General features: G+C 47.6%; 13 protein-coding genes. 8 read left to right on the forward strand and 5 right to left on the reverse strand.

Features of this window, described 5'->3' with window-relative positions; all coding sequences use genetic code 11:
• Positions 1 to 42 precede the first annotated feature (42 nt).
• From DWZ67_RS10510 to DWZ67_RS10540, 7 genes are all read left to right on the forward strand, one after another.
• The gene (locus DWZ67_RS10510) at positions 43 to 2,256 is read left to right on the forward strand and encodes a glycoside hydrolase family 3 C-terminal domain-containing protein (RefSeq protein WP_005824426.1); all 2,214 of its coding nucleotides are present in this window, start codon (positions 43 to 45) and stop codon (positions 2,254 to 2,256) included.
• A gap of 196 nt (positions 2,257 to 2,452) precedes the next feature.
• Positions 2,453 to 4,915 (forward strand): glycosyl hydrolase family 95 catalytic domain-containing protein, encoded by a 2,463-nt coding sequence (locus tag DWZ67_RS10515; protein ID WP_120138797.1) that lies wholly within the window; start codon positions 2,453 to 2,455, stop codon positions 4,913 to 4,915.
• 96 nt (positions 4,916 to 5,011) lie between these two features.
• Complete coding sequence (gene bas-suc / locus DWZ67_RS10520) at positions 5,012 to 6,508, forward strand: 3-succinylated cholic acid synthase (protein WP_087332898.1); 1,497 nt, start codon at positions 5,012 to 5,014, stop codon at positions 6,506 to 6,508.
• A 4-nt stretch (positions 6,509 to 6,512) separates the two neighbouring features.
• Positions 6,513 to 7,145 (forward strand): hypothetical protein, encoded by a 633-nt coding sequence (locus DWZ67_RS10525; protein ID WP_009037347.1) that lies wholly within the window; start codon positions 6,513 to 6,515, stop codon positions 7,143 to 7,145.
• Positions 7,146 to 7,249: 104 nt separating this feature from the next.
• Entirely contained in the window at positions 7,250 to 7,804 is a 555-nt protein-coding gene (locus DWZ67_RS10530; RefSeq protein WP_005824436.1) for a cob(I)yrinic acid a,c-diamide adenosyltransferase, read from the forward strand.
• Between the two features lie 70 nt (positions 7,805 to 7,874).
• The gene (locus DWZ67_RS10535) at positions 7,875 to 8,096 is read left to right on the forward strand and encodes a DUF2795 domain-containing protein (protein WP_002558131.1); all 222 of its coding nucleotides are present in this window, start codon (positions 7,875 to 7,877) and stop codon (positions 8,094 to 8,096) included.
• Positions 8,097 to 8,229: 133 nt separating this feature from the next.
• A complete protein-coding gene (locus tag DWZ67_RS10540) occupies positions 8,230 to 10,665 on the forward strand; it encodes a DEAD/DEAH box helicase (RefSeq protein WP_120138799.1) in 2,436 nt (811 codons plus the stop codon).
• A 70-nt stretch (positions 10,666 to 10,735) separates the two neighbouring features.
• On the opposite strand, the gene DWZ67_RS10545 is transcribed toward DWZ67_RS10540, so the two are convergent.
• From DWZ67_RS10545 to DWZ67_RS10555, 3 genes are all read right to left on the reverse strand, one after another.
• Positions 10,736 to 11,095 (reverse strand): DUF488 domain-containing protein, encoded by a 360-nt coding sequence (locus DWZ67_RS10545; protein ID WP_005824440.1) that lies wholly within the window; start codon positions 11,093 to 11,095, stop codon positions 10,736 to 10,738.
• Complete coding sequence (ric, locus tag DWZ67_RS10550; protein ID WP_005824443.1) at positions 11,092 to 11,820, reverse strand: iron-sulfur cluster repair di-iron protein; 729 nt, start codon at positions 11,818 to 11,820, stop codon at positions 11,092 to 11,094. Before ric ends, DWZ67_RS10545 begins: the two co-directional genes overlap by 4 nt.
• Before the next feature lie 280 nt (positions 11,821 to 12,100).
• Complete coding sequence (locus DWZ67_RS10555; protein WP_008661945.1) at positions 12,101 to 12,598, reverse strand: hypothetical protein; 498 nt, start codon at positions 12,596 to 12,598, stop codon at positions 12,101 to 12,103.
• Between the two features lie 161 nt (positions 12,599 to 12,759).
• Between DWZ67_RS10555 and DWZ67_RS10560 the strand changes: the two genes are divergently transcribed.
• Positions 12,760 to 13,320: a porin family protein gene (locus tag DWZ67_RS10560; protein ID WP_008661942.1), complete on the forward strand. Its 561-nt coding sequence runs from the start codon at positions 12,760 to 12,762 to the stop codon at positions 13,318 to 13,320.
• A gap of 508 nt (positions 13,321 to 13,828) precedes the next feature.
• On the opposite strand, the gene DWZ67_RS10565 is transcribed toward DWZ67_RS10560, so the two are convergent.
• Both DWZ67_RS10565 and DWZ67_RS10575 read right to left on the reverse strand, forming a co-directional pair.
• A complete protein-coding gene (locus tag DWZ67_RS10565) occupies positions 13,829 to 16,330 on the reverse strand; it encodes a PL29 family lyase N-terminal domain-containing protein (RefSeq protein ID WP_120138801.1) in 2,502 nt (833 codons plus the stop codon).
• A gap of 435 nt (positions 16,331 to 16,765) precedes the next feature.
• Positions 16,766 to 17,556: tyrosine-type recombinase/integrase (locus DWZ67_RS10575; RefSeq protein ID WP_243635151.1), on the reverse strand; the 791-nt coding region annotated here is incomplete at its 5' end.

Below are 17,556 nucleotides of genomic sequence, written 5' to 3' on the forward strand. Positions count from 1 at the left end.
TGATGTGCTAATTGGCACATTAGCATATTAACCAATTAAGACATGAAGAATAAATTTTTAGCAACCTTATTTCTTGCATGCTCCATCAGTACCGTGTCTGCACAGACACCGGTCTATATGGACGATGCACAACCTATTGAAGCACGTGTAAAGGATGCTCTCAGCCGGATGACACTGGAAGAGAAGGTAGCCCTTTGCCATGCGCAGAGTAAATTCAGCAGTGCAGGTGTTCCGCGGCTCGGCATTCCCGAGCTTTGGATGAGCGACGGCCCTCACGGTGTCCGTGCCGAAATCAACTGGAATGACTGGGGATATGCCAACTGGACCAATGACAGCATTACCGCTTTCCCGGCCTTGACTTGTCTGGCCGCTACCTGGAATCCGGACATGTCTGCCAAGTATGGCAAGGCCATCGGTGAGGAAGCGCGCTATCGTGAAAAGGATGTGTTGCTGGGCCCCGGCGTCAACATCTACCGCACTCCGATGAACGGGCGTAATTTTGAATATATGGGCGAGGACCCTTATCTGGCCAGTGTGATGTGCGTACCTTACATCCAGGAGTTGCAGAAGAACGGAGTGGCAGCTTGTGTCAAGCACTATGCGCTGAACAACCAGGAACTGTGGCGCGGACATATTGATGTGAATCTTAGCGACCGTGCTTTGCATGAAATCTATCTGCCTGCATTCAAGGCTGCGGTAGAAGAAGGAGGTGCCTGGAGCATTATGGGCGCTTACAATAAGATTCGCGGCCAGCACGCCTGCCATAACGATTTCACACTGAACAAGATTCTGAAAGATGACTGGAAGTTCGACGGCTGTGTCATTACCGACTGGGGCGGTGCCCACGACACCTATGAAGCTGCCGTCAACGGTCTGGATATTGAAATGGGTTCTTACACCAACGGTCTGACGTCCGAGAGTGTATTTACCTATAACGATTATTACCTTGCCAACCCTTACCTCCAGATGTTGAAAGATGGCAAAGTGCCGATGTCTACAATAGATGACAAGGCTTCCCGCATTCTTCGCTTGATATTCCGTACGGCGATGAACCGTCAGAAACCCTATGGTTCGGTAGCTACGGAAGAGCATTATGCCGCTGCCCGCGAGATAGGCAATGAGGGCATTGTGCTGTTGAAGAATGCTCCGGTGATAAAGAAAGGTGCCCCGTTGCTGCCGATTGATGCAGCCAAGTATCAGAATATCCTGGTGGTGGGCGATAATGCCGTACGCTTGCTGAATCAGGGAGGAGGCTCTTCCGAACTGAAAGTGAAGGATATGGTATCTCCGCTGGATGGCTTGCGTGCCGTTTATGGTGATAAGGTAGCCTATGCGAAAGGCTATGCCGCCGGTCGTCCGATGTACGGCCGTGCAGATGAAATTCCGCAGAATGTGGTAGACTCACTCCGTGCAGAAGCCGTGGAAATGGCGAAAAAGGCAGACTTGGTGGTACTGGTAGGCGGATTGAACAAGAACCACTTCCAGGATTGTGAAGGCGGCGATCGTCTGGAATACGGCTTGCCTTTCGGGCAGGATGAACTGATTGAAGCTTTGCTGGGAGTAAACAAGAACCTGGTTCTGGTGCTTCTCAGTGGTAATGCGGTGGAAATGCCGTGGGTATCCCAGGTTCCTGCCATTGTGCAAGGCTGGTATTTAGGCTCCATGGGCGGCAAGTCTCTGGCTGACATCCTGAGTGGTGCGGTGAATCCGAGCGGCAAGTTGCCCTTCTCTTTCCCTGCCCGGTTGAAGGATTGCGGTGCACATGCTTTCGATGAACTGAGTTATCCGGGTGACAGCATCAAGCAGGAGTACAAGGAAGACATTCTGGTGGGTTATCGTTGGCATGACACCAAGAAGATTCCGGCGCTCTTCCCCTTCGGTCATGGCTTGAGCTATACTACCTTTACATATGGCAAGCCGGTGGCTTCTGCCAAGGTCATGGCTGCCGACGGTACGCTGACGCTGACGGTTGCCGTGAAGAATACGGGTAGCGTGGCCGGAAAAGAGATTGTACAGCTTTATATAGGCGATGATAAATGCAGTGTGCTTCGTCCTGTAAAGGAGTTGAAGCATTTTGCAAAGGTCGCTTTGGCGCCGGGAGAGGAGAAGAACGTGACTTTCACCCTTACTCCGGATGATTTGAAGTTCTACGATGAGGCTTCCGCAGCCTGGAAGTACGAACCGGGCAAGTTCAAGGCATACGTTTGCGCTTCGTCTGCCGACGTCCGTGGTGTAGTTCCGTTCGAAATGCAATAATCTTATAATCAGTGCGTAACCACTGCAAAATCAGTGCAACTATTTTGCAGTGGTACTGCATACCTTTTGCAGCGCTACTGCAATTGCTTTGCAGCGTCACTGCAAAAGGTATGCAGCAATGCTGCAAAGTGTATGCAGTAATGCTGCAAAATGTATGCGGTAAGTTTGTAGCCTGAAATCAGAATCAAAAAACAATATGAAGACACTTGCCACTCTATTTCTGCTTGCAGCCTCGTTGCTGCTTCGTGCAGCCGATGCGCCTGCCGACAGTTGTAATCATCAGCTATACTATACATCGCCCGCCGCTATCTGGGAGGAGACTCTTCCTTTGGGTAACGGACGCTTGGGCATGATGCCCGACGGAGGCATTCTCCGTGAGCACATTGTGCTGAATGAAATTTCATTATGGAGCGGAATGGAGGCGGATTATAGCAATCCGGATGCTTCGAAGAGTCTGCCTGCCATCCGGCAACTGTTGTTTGAGGGAAAGAACCGAGAGGCACAGGAGCTGATGTACAGCAGTTTTGTTCCGAAGAAGCAGGAGACTGACGGGAGATATGGAACCTATCAGGTATTGGGCGATTTGGATATAGATTTTACCTACAATTCTTCATTATCCATTCTCAACTCTCCATTAAACAACTATCGCCGTTGGCTCAACTTGCGCGATGCGGTGGCATATACGGCTTTCAGGCTGGAAGATGTCGATTATCGCCGTGAGTATTTTGTTTCCCGTGACCGTGATGTCATGCTGATTCATCTGGTTGCCGGACGTGAAGGAGCTTTGAATTTCTCTGCCCGTTTGAGCCGTGCGGAACATAGCTCGGTGACTGTCCAAGGGAACACCCTTTTGATGGACGGCATGTTGGAAAGCGGTAAACCCGGTTTGGACGGTATGAAATACTGTGTAGCCATGCAACTCGTACAGAACGGTGGTGAATCGTCTGTCAGCCCGGAAAACGGTATCCGCTTGAAGAACGGGCAGGAAGCCTGGCTGATACTTTCTGCCGCTACCTCCTATGCCGCTGCCGGTACCGACTTCCCGGGCGAACGCTATGCGGAAGTCTGCGACAGCTTGCTCCGTCCTTTCACCGCCCCCGCTAATTCTCCATGTTCCATTCTCCATTCTTCATTCTCCAGCCATGTCACTGCCCACCGTTTCCTCTACGACCGTGTTTCCTTGACGCTTCCTGCCACGCCGGATGATACGCTCCCGACGAACGAGCGCATCCTCCGCTTCACACAGCAGGAGTCGCCGGCATTGGCTGCTCTGTACTATAACTACGGACGCTATCTGCTCATCAGCAGTACCCGTCCCGGCAGCTTGCCGCCCAATCTGCAAGGACTCTGGGCAAATGGAGTATCGACTCCCTGGAACGGGGACTATCATACGAACATCAATATCCAGATGAACCACTGGCCCTTGGAGCAAGCCGGCCTCTCCGAACTCTATCAGCCGCTGACGACGCTGATGGAGCGCCTTATCCCTTCGGGAGAGGCAAGTGCGCGTACCTTCTATGGCGATGAGGCAGATGGCTGGGTGCTCCACATGATGACCAACGTATGGAATTATACCGCTCCCGGCGAACACCCCTCCTGGGGAGCTACCAATACCGGTGGCGCTTGGTTGTGTGCCCATTTGTGGGAACACTATCTGTATACGCAGGACAAGGATTATCTGCGCCGTATCTATCCAGTCTTGAAAGGTGCCGCCCGGTTCTTTAGTTCCACCACCATGCAGGAGCTTTCGCATGGCTGGCTGGTAACTGCCCCCACTTCTTCTCCGGAAAACAGTTTCTATGTGCCGGGTGACAGCGTGACTCCCGTCAGCATTTGTATGGGTCCCACTATGGATGTGCAACTGCTCACCGAGCTTTATACTAATGTCATCGCCGCCGCTCGCCTGCTGGATTGTGATGCGGATTATGTGGCGAAGCTTGAGGTGGACCTGAAGAGATTCCCACCCATGCAAATCAGTAAGGAAGGATACTTGCAGGAATGGCTGGAAGATTATAAGGAAGTGGATGTGCACCACCGCCACGTTTCCCATCTCTACGGCCTGCATCCGGGAAACCTGATTTCGCCGGAGTCCACCCCCGAGCTTGCCGAAGCCTGCCGGATGACCTTGAACCGTCGTGGAGATGAGGGTACCGGCTGGAGCCGTGCTTGGAAGATAAACTTCTGGGCTCGTTTGGGCGACGGAAACCGTGCTTGGAAACTCTTCAAGAGTTTGCTGCATCCTGCTGTTGATGCTGCGACGGGAGGTCATGGTAGCGGCACTTTTCCTAATTTGTTCTGTTCGCATCCGCCTTTCCAGATTGATGGCAACTACGGTGGCGCGGCGGGAGTCGGCGAAATGCTGTTGCAAAGTCATGAGGGCTTTATCCATCTGCTTCCTGCCCTGCCGGATAGCTGGACTGCCGGCAACTTCCGTGGAATGCGCGTACGCGGCGGTGCTTCCATAGACCTGGACTGGAAGGATGGACGGGCAACGAGGGCTGTTGTTACCGCTCTTGTTCCGGGTAAATTCATCCTAAAGATGCCCACAGGCGCCGTCCGTGCCCAAGTGAAGATAGGAGGACGTACGCATACTTACAAAGAACCGGCATTTCCGTTGGATTTGAACAAGGGAGAGGCGGTGACCATACATTTCTTATAGGAACGTTCCCCTCCGACAAAATTATCAAGTTATTTGTCTTTCGCGTCCGAATGCTGTACATTTGCAGTGCATGTAGAACAAATATCTTAGATAATTATGAAAAATAGAGTACGTTTTTTCTTCTTGTTTCTCGGCTTGCTGGGAGCGTTGGCAGTTCATGCACAAATCAATGAGTTGCCACGTTCCACACCCGAGGCAGAAGGAGTCCCTTCCAAGGCTGTCACTGCCTTGTTTGATTCACTGATGGCATTGCCGAAAACAGATATCCACAGCGTGGTGGTGGTGCGTCACGGCAAGGTCATCGGAGAAATCTATCCGGCTCCGTTCGCGCCGGAATATCGCCATACCATGTATTCCTGCTCCAAAACCTTTGTCGGGGCTGCCGTAGGACTTGCCATTGCAGACAACCGCTTGCGTTTGACAGACCGCGTCGCCGCTTTCTTCCCGGAACTTCTTCCTGATTCGGTTTCCGCTAATCTGGCAGACATGACTGTCCGTGACCTGCTTACCATGACGTCGGGTATCACTCCCGACTGGAATATGCGCAACCTCACTTCCGACTGGATACGTACCTTCCTTGCCAAACCGGTGAAAACTCCGGGCAAGAAGTTTGAATATGATTCGATTAGTACCTATATGCTTTCTGCCATTGTGCAGAAGGTGACGGGCATGACCTTGCTGGATTATCTGAAGCAGAAGCTTTTCATCCCGATGCATATCACGGACGTTGCGTGGGAGATAAGCCCCGAAGGCATCAATACCGGTGGCTGGGGACTGCATATCCAGAGCGAGTCGTTGGCAAAATTCGGATTGTTGCTGCTGAACCGGGGTGTTTGGGAAGGCAAGCAGTTGCTTCCGGCTTCCTGGGTGGAGCAGATGATGACCAGACAGATAGGAGATTATGGCTATCAGATGTGGCTTTGCGAATATCCGGGTGCTGTACGTGCTGACGGGGCTTTGGGACAATACATTCTGATTGTTCCGGATAAGAATATGGTAGTGGTCATTACCGAATGTACATTGATAGACGGTCGTCGGCAGCGTCGTCTGGTCTGGAACCGCTTGTTGCCGGAGGTCGGTGACCAGGTATTAGCGCCCGGTAAGGACTACAAGCGCCTGCAGAAGAAACAGCGTTCTTATCAACTGCCGTTAGTGCAAGGAAAGGCTGCTTCCTCCCTTTCACAGAAATACGCAGGCAAGCGCATCCTGCTCGGAGAGAACAAATACGGATGGCAATCCATCGAACTGCAATTCAAGCAGCAAGAAGTAGTGATGACTGTGGTGGAGAAAGACGGAAAGACATACAGTCTTCCGTTTGGCTATAAGCAATGGTCGAAAGCGGCAATTGATGGCTATCCTCCGTATTCGGTTGCTGCAAAGGGGCGTTTTAAGGGTATAGAAGGCCCTTTCCAGGTGGCAGGCAGTTATGCGTGGGCGTCACCTGATGCTTTGCAACTGAAAGTACATTATGTCAACTGGATAAGCGCTCTTGGGCTTACGCTCTGCTTTGAGGATAACAAGGTACTCCTGACTGTTACGGAGAATTATTCTTCGGGTGAAGGGGTGACTTTCGAAGGTACATTAGCGCATTAAAATAATGAATCGTATTTTGCTTACTCTAAAACGGCCTTTTATCTGGCTGTACCGTTTCCGGCACCGTTGCGGCTACGGTGTACATTCTCCTTTTGCCTTTAACCTGATTACGCATGTAATTTACGAAAGTACGGCTTATTATAAATATGAAGAGCTGGCCAAGGCACAGAAGCAACTGGAGCTGGAGAAAGATAAACGTTGGAAGTACGAATCGAAGAAAGTAAAACGCCTTCTGTTCCGTCTGGTAAACTATACCCAGCCGGAGACCATTGTAGATGCCGGTACGCTTGCCGCTTCTGCCCTCTATCTGAAAGCGGGGAAGGAGGGAGCAGATTATACTTCGGCTTCCGACCTTTCCGAGCTCTTTCTGGAGAGTGGCGTTCCCGTTGATTTCCTTTATTTGCACGATTATCGTCATCCCGATTTTGTAGAGGAGGTCTTCCGCATCTGTTCTGCCCGTACCAGGGGAAAGTCTGTTTTTGTGATTGAGGGTATCCGTTACACTCCGCAGATGTCTGCCCTCTGGAAACGTATGAAGCAGGACGGGCGGGCGGGTATTACGTTCGACCTTTATGACCTTGGTATCATATTCTTCGATAAAACAAAGATAAAACAAGACTATATTGTCAACTTTTGATTATCTTTAGGCGTTTCAATAGTGATTAGCGGTTAGTGATTAGTGCTTAGCTCCACTTACTGGCTGCTAAACATTAATCCCTAACCCCTAAACATTAATTCCTTATGAAGATATACACCAAAACCGGAGATAAAGGAACCACCTCTCTTGTAGGCGGAACCCGTGTACCTAAAACGCATATCCGCCTTGAGGCATACGGTACGGTGGATGAGCTGAATTCCAATCTGGGTCTTCTCATCACGTACCTGCTTGACGGAAAGGATAAAGATTTTCTGCAGCAAGTGCAAGACAGACTTTTTGCCGTAGGCTCTCATCTGGCCACAGACCGGGAGAAAATGGAGCTGAAAGAAGCCAGTATCATCAGCTCGGAGCAGGTGGAAATGGTGGAGCGGGAGATAGACCGTTTGGATACTCTTTTGCCTCCTCTTTCAGCCTTTATTCTTCCCGGCGGAAGTCGCGGTGCGGCAGTCTGCCACGTTTGCCGTACGGTTTGCCGTCGTGCAGAGCGTCGGATTCTTGCTCTGGCCGAACAAGTGGAAATCGCTTCGGAATTACTGGCTTACGTGAACCGCTTGTCTGATTATTTGTTCGTTCTTTCCCGTAAAATGAATCAAGACGACAAAAAAGGTGAAATATTTTGGAATAATAGTTGCAAGTGAAATAAATTGTTATACTTTTGCCGAAAAATAGAAATAGGACTTAATATTCACAATTTTAATACTAGAGACTATGTATTGGACATTGGAATTAGCATCTAAGTTGGAAGATGCTCCTTGGCCGGCAACTAAGGATGAATTGATAGATTATGCCATGCGTTCGGGTGCTCCGCTTGAAGTGATTGAGAATCTGCAGGAAATGGAAGATGAAGGCGAGATTTATGAAAGCATAGAAGATATTTGGCCCGATTATCCCAGCAAAGAGGACTTTTTCTTCAACGAGGAGGAATATTGATACGCTTTAAAAGAAAAAACTTACCGGTATGTCTGGTAATATTTTGAAACATAGGGAGAAGTAATTCCAAAACCGATAACTATGGTTGAAGAATTACTTCTTTTCTTTTTAATACCCCCACACTACAATAATAATGAATGTACAAGAAGCAACGACACGCCGGTTACCGGATTTGAAGGAAAGGCATCTGCCTGAAAACTGCCGCGAAACCATAAACACGATTTTAAAGGAGACTTACGGCTACGAACAGTTTCGTAATCTTGAGATTTACGATGACTTGTCCAAGGGAAAAGAGAAACTCTGCATTTCGCAGGGACAGCTGATAGAGAACGTTATACTGGAGGCTGAAAAGGCTTGGAAAAGTGAAACGCAGGTAGACAATATATTGTTGACTGCCCCTACCGGCTCCGGAAAATCCTTGTTGTTCCAGCTTCCTGCCATCTATTTGGGGAAGGAGTATAATCTGCTTACCATTGTGGTTTCCCCTTTGAAGGCGTTGATTGTAGACCAGGTGGAAAGTCTGCAGGAACTGGGGTATGCGCGTGTGGCATACGCCTCGTCCGATTTATCGCCGGAACAGAAGATGGAGGTTTACCGGCAGGTGCGTGAGGGGGAGATTGATTTGTTCTATCTCTCGCCGGAATTGCTTCTCTCTTACGACATCAAGCATTTTGTAGGCGAGCGCCGCATCGGTCTGGTGGTGGTCGATGAGGCGCATACGGTAACGACATGGGGCAAGGAGTTCCGTGTGGACTATTGGTTCTTGGGGCGCTACCTGACTGCTTTGAAACAGACTCTCGGCTATAATTTCCCGTTGTTTGCATTGACCGCTACGGCTGTCTGGAATCCCAAAGGGGGCAATGACATGATATTCGAGACTATCCGTTCCTTGCAGATGGAGCCTTGTGTGCTTTATGTAGGTACGGTGAAGCGCCGGAATATTGGCTTTGACATCCGTCAGATGGAGATGGAGGACGGGGAGACATACGACAAGGCAAAGCAGCGCGTGGTGGCTGCGCGGGTCGAGGACTTCCTGGACGGACACAAGACATTGCTCTATTATCCTTTTGCGGGTGGCATCGACATGCGCCTGAAGACGTGGGTGAAGCCGGCAGACTGGCGTCTGGTGGCTTCCTATTATGGCAAGAAGGAAAAGGAACAGAAAGCTGCCATTGTGCAGGAGTTCAAGGAAGGGACCAAGAAACTGATTGTGGCTACGAAAGCCTTTGGTATGGGAGTGGACATCAGTGATATAGACCGTGTATACCATGTGGCGCCATCCAGTACGTTTGTCGACTATATTCAGGAGATAGGGCGTGCCGCGCGTGATACGGAGATACATGGCATTGCCGCTACCGACTACCATGAACGGGACTTCTATTATATGAAGCGTCTGCATCAGACGGGGAACATTGCCCAGGAACAGCTGGTGCTTATTCTGAGAAAGCTCATGGAAGTGTACCGCATGAAAGGGGAAAAACCGGAAATCATGGTGTCTTTGTCCGATTTCGAGTTTGTGGTGAAACTGCCGCGTACAAAGAACAAGCTGGAGTATGAAGCAGAGTTGGGACAGCTCATCAAGACTGCCTTGCTTTGGCTGGAAGACGATTTGATGCAGCGTTATGGAAGGCATCTGCTTGAAATCAGCCCCAAGAATCTGTTGACCGAAGGATATGTCCAGGACAAGACGGGTGATGTCTTTGCCCGTGAATTCCATAGCTATCTGACAAAGGTAGAAGGGGAGGACGGGGTTTACGTCGTACGTCTGGAAGCGCTTTGGGAAGAGCGTTTCCCGGAGCTTGGCTACAAGGAGTTCAAACAGAAGCTGAATAATGGAACGTTGCGGGAAGGTGCCCGTGCCGTATCCGTAGGCAAGCATGAGGTGCTGTTGAAGGAAGATGCCACTGTCATCCGTGAGCGGATGGATGCCTTGTTCAAGAGCCTGACAACGATGCTGAAAACGGCATTGATAAAGTCGAAAGGACGTTTTGATGAAGAAGAACTGCGGGCTGTCTTTGCCGAGCATGGCATGGACGTGCGTTCTGCCAAACGCTTTATCGGTTCCCTGCTGGAGAGCCGCACGGAGGAAGGTCGCAGTGTGAGTTATATCAGCAGTGTGAAAAAGAAAGATTCCAATGAACTCTCTTTTACGGTGACCAAAGGCTTTGATTTGCTTTTGTCGCGCTATCAGAAACTGTTCAGCCAACGTATAGTGGGCAGTAAGGGAGACCGCCTGCTGTTTTATTGCACTCCTTTTTCGGACTTGAATATGCTGCTTAATCTGCTTTCTATGCTCGACTGCCTTTCGTTCAGTGTGGAGGGTGGCGGTACGCCTTGCGTATTTGTCCGTTTCAATGACCCCGAAACTCTGCAGGAACTTGCGCTTGGCGATGATTATCGCAATCTGATTCTGGATACCAACGAGCAGATATTCCAGGAGCAGATTGACTTGTTCTCTTTCTTCTTCGGAACAGATAAGCTGACGGATGAACAGCGCTGGGACTTTATCGAGGATTATTTTACGGGAATGGGAGTGGACGACTTGAAAAAGAAGTTTGTGTCCTTGTAGCACCAATTCGTTGAACAGCCTTTCCAGAGTTACAGTTCATCTTTGCTTTTACTGTAAAGATTGTGAGTAATTAGTCTAAGTGCTCCTGCAGAAACCGTTGCAGGATGCGTGCATGGTTGTATATCGGTGCTTTGGAAGCATATAGTAAGGTTATGGTATGGTGGTGTTTTATGGTGTCAATGAACCTAAGGGCGGCTTCCGAATTTTCCAGTTCCTTGCGATACATGGCTGCAAACCCCTCCCAGTGTTCCGCTTGGTCTTCGTGAAACCATTTTCTTAATTCAGGTGAAGGGGTAATATCCTTTTCCCAGACATCGTATTTCAGATGTTCCTTTTTTATGCCGCGAGGCCACAGCCGGTCCACCAATACACGGTAGCCGTCTGTTGCATCGGGTTCTTCATATACCCGTTTGATTCTGATTTGTGTCATGGCTGTTCTCTTAATTTTGCTTCCATTTTGATGGAGCGTGGGAAAACGATATTATTTTCCAGATGGATGTGCTGGTGCAAGGCCTCTTCAAATGCTTTAAGCTGTTGGAGTACGAGGCGGTAACTGTTGCAGGCATCTTCTGGAGCTGTATAGCCGTTGGTCAGATGCTCTATGTGGCGATAGCGTTCTCCTTCAATGTCATGTTCTGCCATCATGACGGATATGGGAGCTTCGATGCTTCCACAGTGGAATTCGGGCAGGGGAGTATTTTCCAGCTTAGCCTTTACCATCTCATAGATGTAGGGAAACAGTACCAGTTCCTCTTTGTCGAGATGGGCATTGAGGTCGGAGAGGGAATCATGAAAGAGAGCCTGCACATTGTAGAGTGACGGATGTTTTTCACCGTGTACGCGACATATTTTATCCAGCAGTTCTTCAATCTCGGGACCTTGTGTACGGATATTACGGTGGTGGATTTTGAGAATATAGTCCACCAATAAGTCCAGAGGCCAACTCTTGAAATCAATATTTTCGGAGGTTGTCGGAGCCAGATGCTCTATTTCTTCTATCACCTTCTCCATATCGGCTCCGGCAGTTTTACTGGCTTCGGGAAGCAGTGCGGAACCATGGCAGCAGAAATCAATGCCATATTTATCAAATATCCCGGCATTGTTGAAGTTGTCGGCTACGATTTCGCCGACTGTCATACGTTTATAATCCTTCATATGTTATCTTGTTTTTGTTTTCCACAACATTGTGGAAACCTGCTATATATACAATTATATGGCAGATAATGTTTGAAGGGTTATGATTATTTGAGTTTTCTTGCCCGGTTCTTTCATTTAAAGGAATTGGAGGAGTTATCACTTCGCTCCGCTCCGTCAGGAGTTGAAGAAGTTAAAGCCGATACTTCTGTGAATACATACGCACGAGTATTGGCTTTAACTCCTAAGCCGACTTGTCGGCTGATAACTCCTTTAAATGAAAGATTCGTGGTTTCCTTGTCTATCCTTCTACTTTTTGGAATGCCAGCCGTTCGTCTCCATTGGCCAGAAGGATGATGCCGCAATATTTGAATCCGTGCTTCTTCAGTATGTATTGCAGGATATGATTGTCCCGGTGGGTATCTGCACGTAGGTTGGGTATTTGTTCGTAGCACCATTGCAGGCAGGCATTGGCCACTCCTTTGCTGTGTTCTGTACTTGCCAGCCGGTGAATGACGCCGTAAGGAAGCGTATCTTCCACCCATTTTCCTTCATAGATATGCGTATATGTGGGGTCGTTTCCACGGATAAAGGCGAAGGTTCCGATAATTTCTTCGGTATCGTCGGTGCACACATAGCTGTTTCCTTGTTCGATGTCTGCTATGACGATTTCCCTGGAAGGGTAGTTGCCTCTCCACTGCAGCATATTTCCGTCTTTCCGCATGATGTGCTTCGCTTGTTCAAAGATGTCCATAAGGATTGCAATGTCTGTGGGTTGCGTCTTTCTGATTTTTATCATAGCTTTTTATTTTATCTGTGTGGTATCTTTCTTTGATTCAGGTTGCAAAGGTAATGCGTTTTGTGATTCATTGTTCTCGTAAATGAACAAATGCTAACATACGTTGTTTCTTTAGGAAGAATTTGCATATATTTGTCCCGTAATATTAAACACAATTGATTATGAAAAAGATTTTTAGTGCTTTCGTGATAGCTGTATGCTGTATGTTTATGGCTATGCCTGCCCAGGCCCAACTATTGAAGTGGGGTGTTAAGGGTGGTGTGAATATGACGAAAATAGATTGGGATGGCGGATATAAGGGAAACAAGGATAATTCTACCGGTTTCTTTATTGGTCCGATGGCTGAGTTTACCATTCCCATTGTAGGCTTGGGTGTTGATGGTGCTTTGCTGTTCTCTCAGCGCGGCAAGGACGAGGTGAAGCAAACAGGACTGGAAGTACCCGTAAATCTGAAATATACCATTGGCTTGGGTAGCTTGTTGGGTATTTATATAGCTGCCGGTCCCGATTTCTTCTTCGACTTCAAGAAGAAGGATTACGTAGACCGCAAGAAGGCTCAAGTGGCACTTAATTTGGGTGCCGGTGTGAAGCTGCTGAAGCATCTCCAGGTTGGCGTGACCTATCAGCTCCCGATGGGCGACTCATTTACGTGGAAGAATGCGGGTGATGCCATCGGTGCCAAGAATAAGACTTGGCAGGTGTCTGCGGCGTATCTTTTCTAAAGAAACAGTTTGTTATAGAACTTTCTTCGCAGCTTGCGGATATATGTCCCAAGGTTGCGGACGTCTATCCCAAGCCTTGGGACGGGCATCCGCAACCTTGGGACAATCTTTTTATTTAATACTTGCCAGCTTTTCTCTTCATTCCTGTAGTCTTTTCTTTAAGTACTTCGGAACTTTTTAATGCACGCCTTCCGGACCTCTTTTTTATGCCGTTGGATTAACTTTTCTACAATGACCTCGATAGGTGCAGGTGCATTGTCATGGAGTGGGTTGCGGATTCGCGGCTGGGTTGTCTGCCGTCTTTGATGGTGAGTACCCATTCCCCTTTTGTTTTTATAGGGTTGAATATGAACCCCATACTACTACCTGGAGTGCCAGAATCTGGACGTGGCGTAAATAAATCCTACCTATCTTTCAGATACCCAAAAAAATCCCCGACTTCCATAAGCCGGGGATTCTTTAGTTTTAATTATAAGGTTCTCTCGATAGAGAATTGCTTATTCTTGAATTATTGCAGTACCACAGGTACGTCAACAGTCTTGGTCTTACCCCATTCGTCAACAACACTTACACGAACGTAGCAAGTAACTGTCTTACCATCACCTGGGATAGTTACGTTAGCTTTCGGAGTGATAGTGACATCATCATTTGTAAAGTCACCTGCCAAATCCAGATATTGTTTAGCAGCATCACCTTCCAAAGCAACAGAGACGCTTGCTACATAAGCATCAGTCAAGTGAGAGTTACCGAAGTATATAACATTGGTCTTAGTAATACCACGGATTTCTTCTGCTTTCAGAGTTGCTTTTGCATTCGCTGCTGCTACATTGATAGTCTTATTGTCGCCTGTAACGTATTCATTCTTAACCTTCTTCACATAATTCAGTGAACCTTCGAATACAGAAGATTTGATTGTCAGAGTGAAGTCGTATGCAGTGGCAGTCAAGTTCTTGTTAGCATACGGAGTGTAAGTAGCTTTCAGAGAACGGGCTTCGTATGCACCACCGAAGTTACCAGTCTTAGCAGCTTCATTCTTCGTAGCAACCTTATCTACTGTGATGCCTCCCGATGTAGCATCAGCCAACCAAGCATTAGCAGTCCATTGAATACCGTCTGCATCCTTATAGTTTTCAGGAACAGTTTCAGTAAATGCGATGTTATCCCAAGTTGTGATACCGAACAGACCCTTCAAGTTATAAGTAATTTTGCTATTAGCAGGAGTACCATAAGCAGTAGCATTAGTACCGGTGAAGTACAGATCCAACGGCTTGAAGTCATAAGAAGCTACATTTTCTTCTACAATCAAAGTCAGCTTAACGGTGTTAACCGGACTTGAACCATAAGTCAATTCTGCTTCGTAAGTTCCAGGAATAACTGTAGCATTATTCACTCTGTAAGTCAGCGTATGCTTGTAGTAACCGTTCGGAGTAGTAGAAGCATCTGCAGTAGCAACAGCAACCGGTGCAGTGATACCTACAGCATCATCTCCCTTAGCTTTGTCTGTATTGCTGTTCTTGTCCTTAGCAGCAGCAGTAAACTTAGCATTACCGATGTTGGTGAAGAAGCTAGGAGCACTTGATGTAGTATTACCAATCAAGCTGGTTACATCGAATGTCAATACATTCTTAGAAGCGTCTGCATTCAATACCAATGTTTGAGTAAAGGCATTTTCTGTAGCAGGATTGATGAACTTAACAGTGATAGTTTTAGTTGCGTCTTTAACCTCACCGTCGTAAGTCAGATATTTAACACTTACAACGACAGTCTTATTTGCAACTTCACCTTTAATCTTAGTACCTGTAATCGTAGCCTTAGCAGCATCAACAGCAGCTGTCTGGTTTGTTGCAAAATAATATTGCACATCGATTACATTTTTCATATCTACACAGTCATTCAAGTCGAGTTCTTTGTTGATTTCAACTTCTTGTGTAGTTGCAGTTACATCAAGAGTGGTAGTTGTTGCTGCTTTCACATCAACCGTTACATCATAACTAGACAACACTTCATTGTCATAAGCATCTTTTGTAGCGATAGCGTAAGCACCCTTAGCAGCCTTAATTTGTGCTTCAGTCACACCACTTACAAAAGTAATACCCATATCATAGATACCCTTATTGGCTGTAGCAACTCTTGTCAAAGGCTCTTCTGTCATATTGGGAGTTGCTTCAGACAAAGTGAAGATGGAGCTTCCTTTAGAGTTGGCCAAGTAGAAATTATAGACCGTAGCATCGGCAATGGTCGGATTAACCTGGGCGCTGATTACATTCTTTGCTTCTTTAGAAGGAAGCAGGATGTCGCCTTTCTTGAAAGCAGTTCCATCAAAATACTTACCATTGTCAGCAGCCTTACCATAAGTCAACTCGATGTCGGCACCTTCCGACAATACAGCAGCTGAACTTACTGTTACAGCCTTGATACTGGAGATGGAAGCAGCTCTCGGCAATACGATGTCTTCGTACTCGCCATCTTTGTTCGGGATGTGGATAGTCAGCTTCACGCCATCTTCTACATAGTAGATACCACCGGTAGAAACGCCCAAATCCGTCTTTTCACCGTCTTCACCATATTGTACGTAGATATGGCCGTCTTCTCCTACAGAGAAAGTCGGAGTTGCAGCAGCGTCACCTGCTTCACCCTTCAAGTCTTCCAGTGAAATAAGATCAGTCCAAGTAGTGCCATTGTCATAGCTTACTTGGATTTTGTCATTGTTCACTGCAATTTTCGGAGTCACACCGTCTTTACCTGCTTCACCTTTTTCACCATTAGTGATAGTGTAGCTGGTTCCATTACCCAAAGTAACAACAATACCATTGGTTGTAGATGTCACGCTGGACACCCATTCACCGCTTTTGATTTGGCTCTCTAAAGCAGCAATAGCATCTTTGTTAGAGGTAATCTGTCCTTGTAAGTTCTCGATGTCGTCATCATAGTCCTTACAAGACGTGAAAGTTCCTGCAGTACCCACCATTAAGGCACTGAACAGGATCACACTTAGAAACTTCTTGTTCATAATTGAAAACTTTAAATTTATAAATTTAAAAAATAAAAAAGTGAATAATCTCTCATTTTGAATCCCTTTCGCATACTTCTTTTGTTACTAAGTATTCCGTTACTTCGCAGGTAATGAAATCTTGTTAATTCCATTAATAATCAGGGAATAAGGAGAAAATAGGTAAGGTTTGTCTGGAATAGTAAAAATCAGCCCGTTAGGATATTGGAAAGAGGATTGGAAGTCCAGAAAAGTGACAGTGGGAAAGGGATGAAATGAGGCTTTCAAAAAATGAAAGTATGTATTTTTTAGTTCAAAAGGTTGAATAACAGCATATTGACAGAACCGATGGAAGCTCCGTAAAGGCAACACCATTCCGTTCCTCAAAACTCATTTTGAAGACTCCGGAAAATGCGCAACAAATCTATTCTATCCTATCAAAAGAAGTAACGTCTTTTATACTGTACACGCTCCGCTTCTTACAAAAGAAATTCCCCTCTGGTTGGCCTCGTCAATCTTTCTGTTGCTGAAAGGCTTCAGATAGGTTTCCGTCACCGTGATGGAGGAGTGCCCCATGGCTTCCGATATGATTCCGGGATGTATCTCGCAATGGTAAGCCATTGTAGCCCAGGTGTGTCTGGCTGCATAGGTGCTGAGTGCCGACTGCATTCCCAGGCACTGCCTGAGTACTGCCAGCCGCTGGTTGAATCCCCTGAGTGCCGACTGGTATTCCCGGTATGCCGCTTCCGTACCTTCCTCGCTCTGCAGAATGGGAAACAGATAGGGGGAATCGGGATTCCTGTTCGCCACCATCCTGACCATTTGCATGGCTTCGGGTGTGAGTGACACGGTCAGCGCCCGTCCCGTCTTCCGTCGTCTGTACGATAGTATATTTCCCTGCAGGTCCCTTTTGTGCAGGTATGCCAGATCCACGAAAGGTATGCCCCTGAGCATGAACATGAGTACGAAGAAAATCCTTGTTCTCTGCTGTGTGTTTGGGAGCGTCCCTCCTTGCAGGCTCCTTTCCGTCTCCCTTACCAGGCTGCTGATGTCGGATGCCTCGAGCGCCTTCTTCCTGTCCGCCCGTGTGCCGGTATATACATGCTCGAACAGTCTGGGTACATACCGTATGTACTTTCTGTCCACCGCCCGATGATACACCGAGCGTACCGTCTTGATGTAGGTGGATACGGTGTTCCAACTGCAGTTCCTCTGCCTGAGGTAGTTTTCGAATCTCTTCAGTACGG

The sequence above is a fragment of the Bacteroides sp. AF34-31BH genome (genome assembly GCF_003602795.1).
Lineage (GTDB): Bacteria > Bacteroidota > Bacteroidia > Bacteroidales > Bacteroidaceae > Bacteroides > Bacteroides uniformis.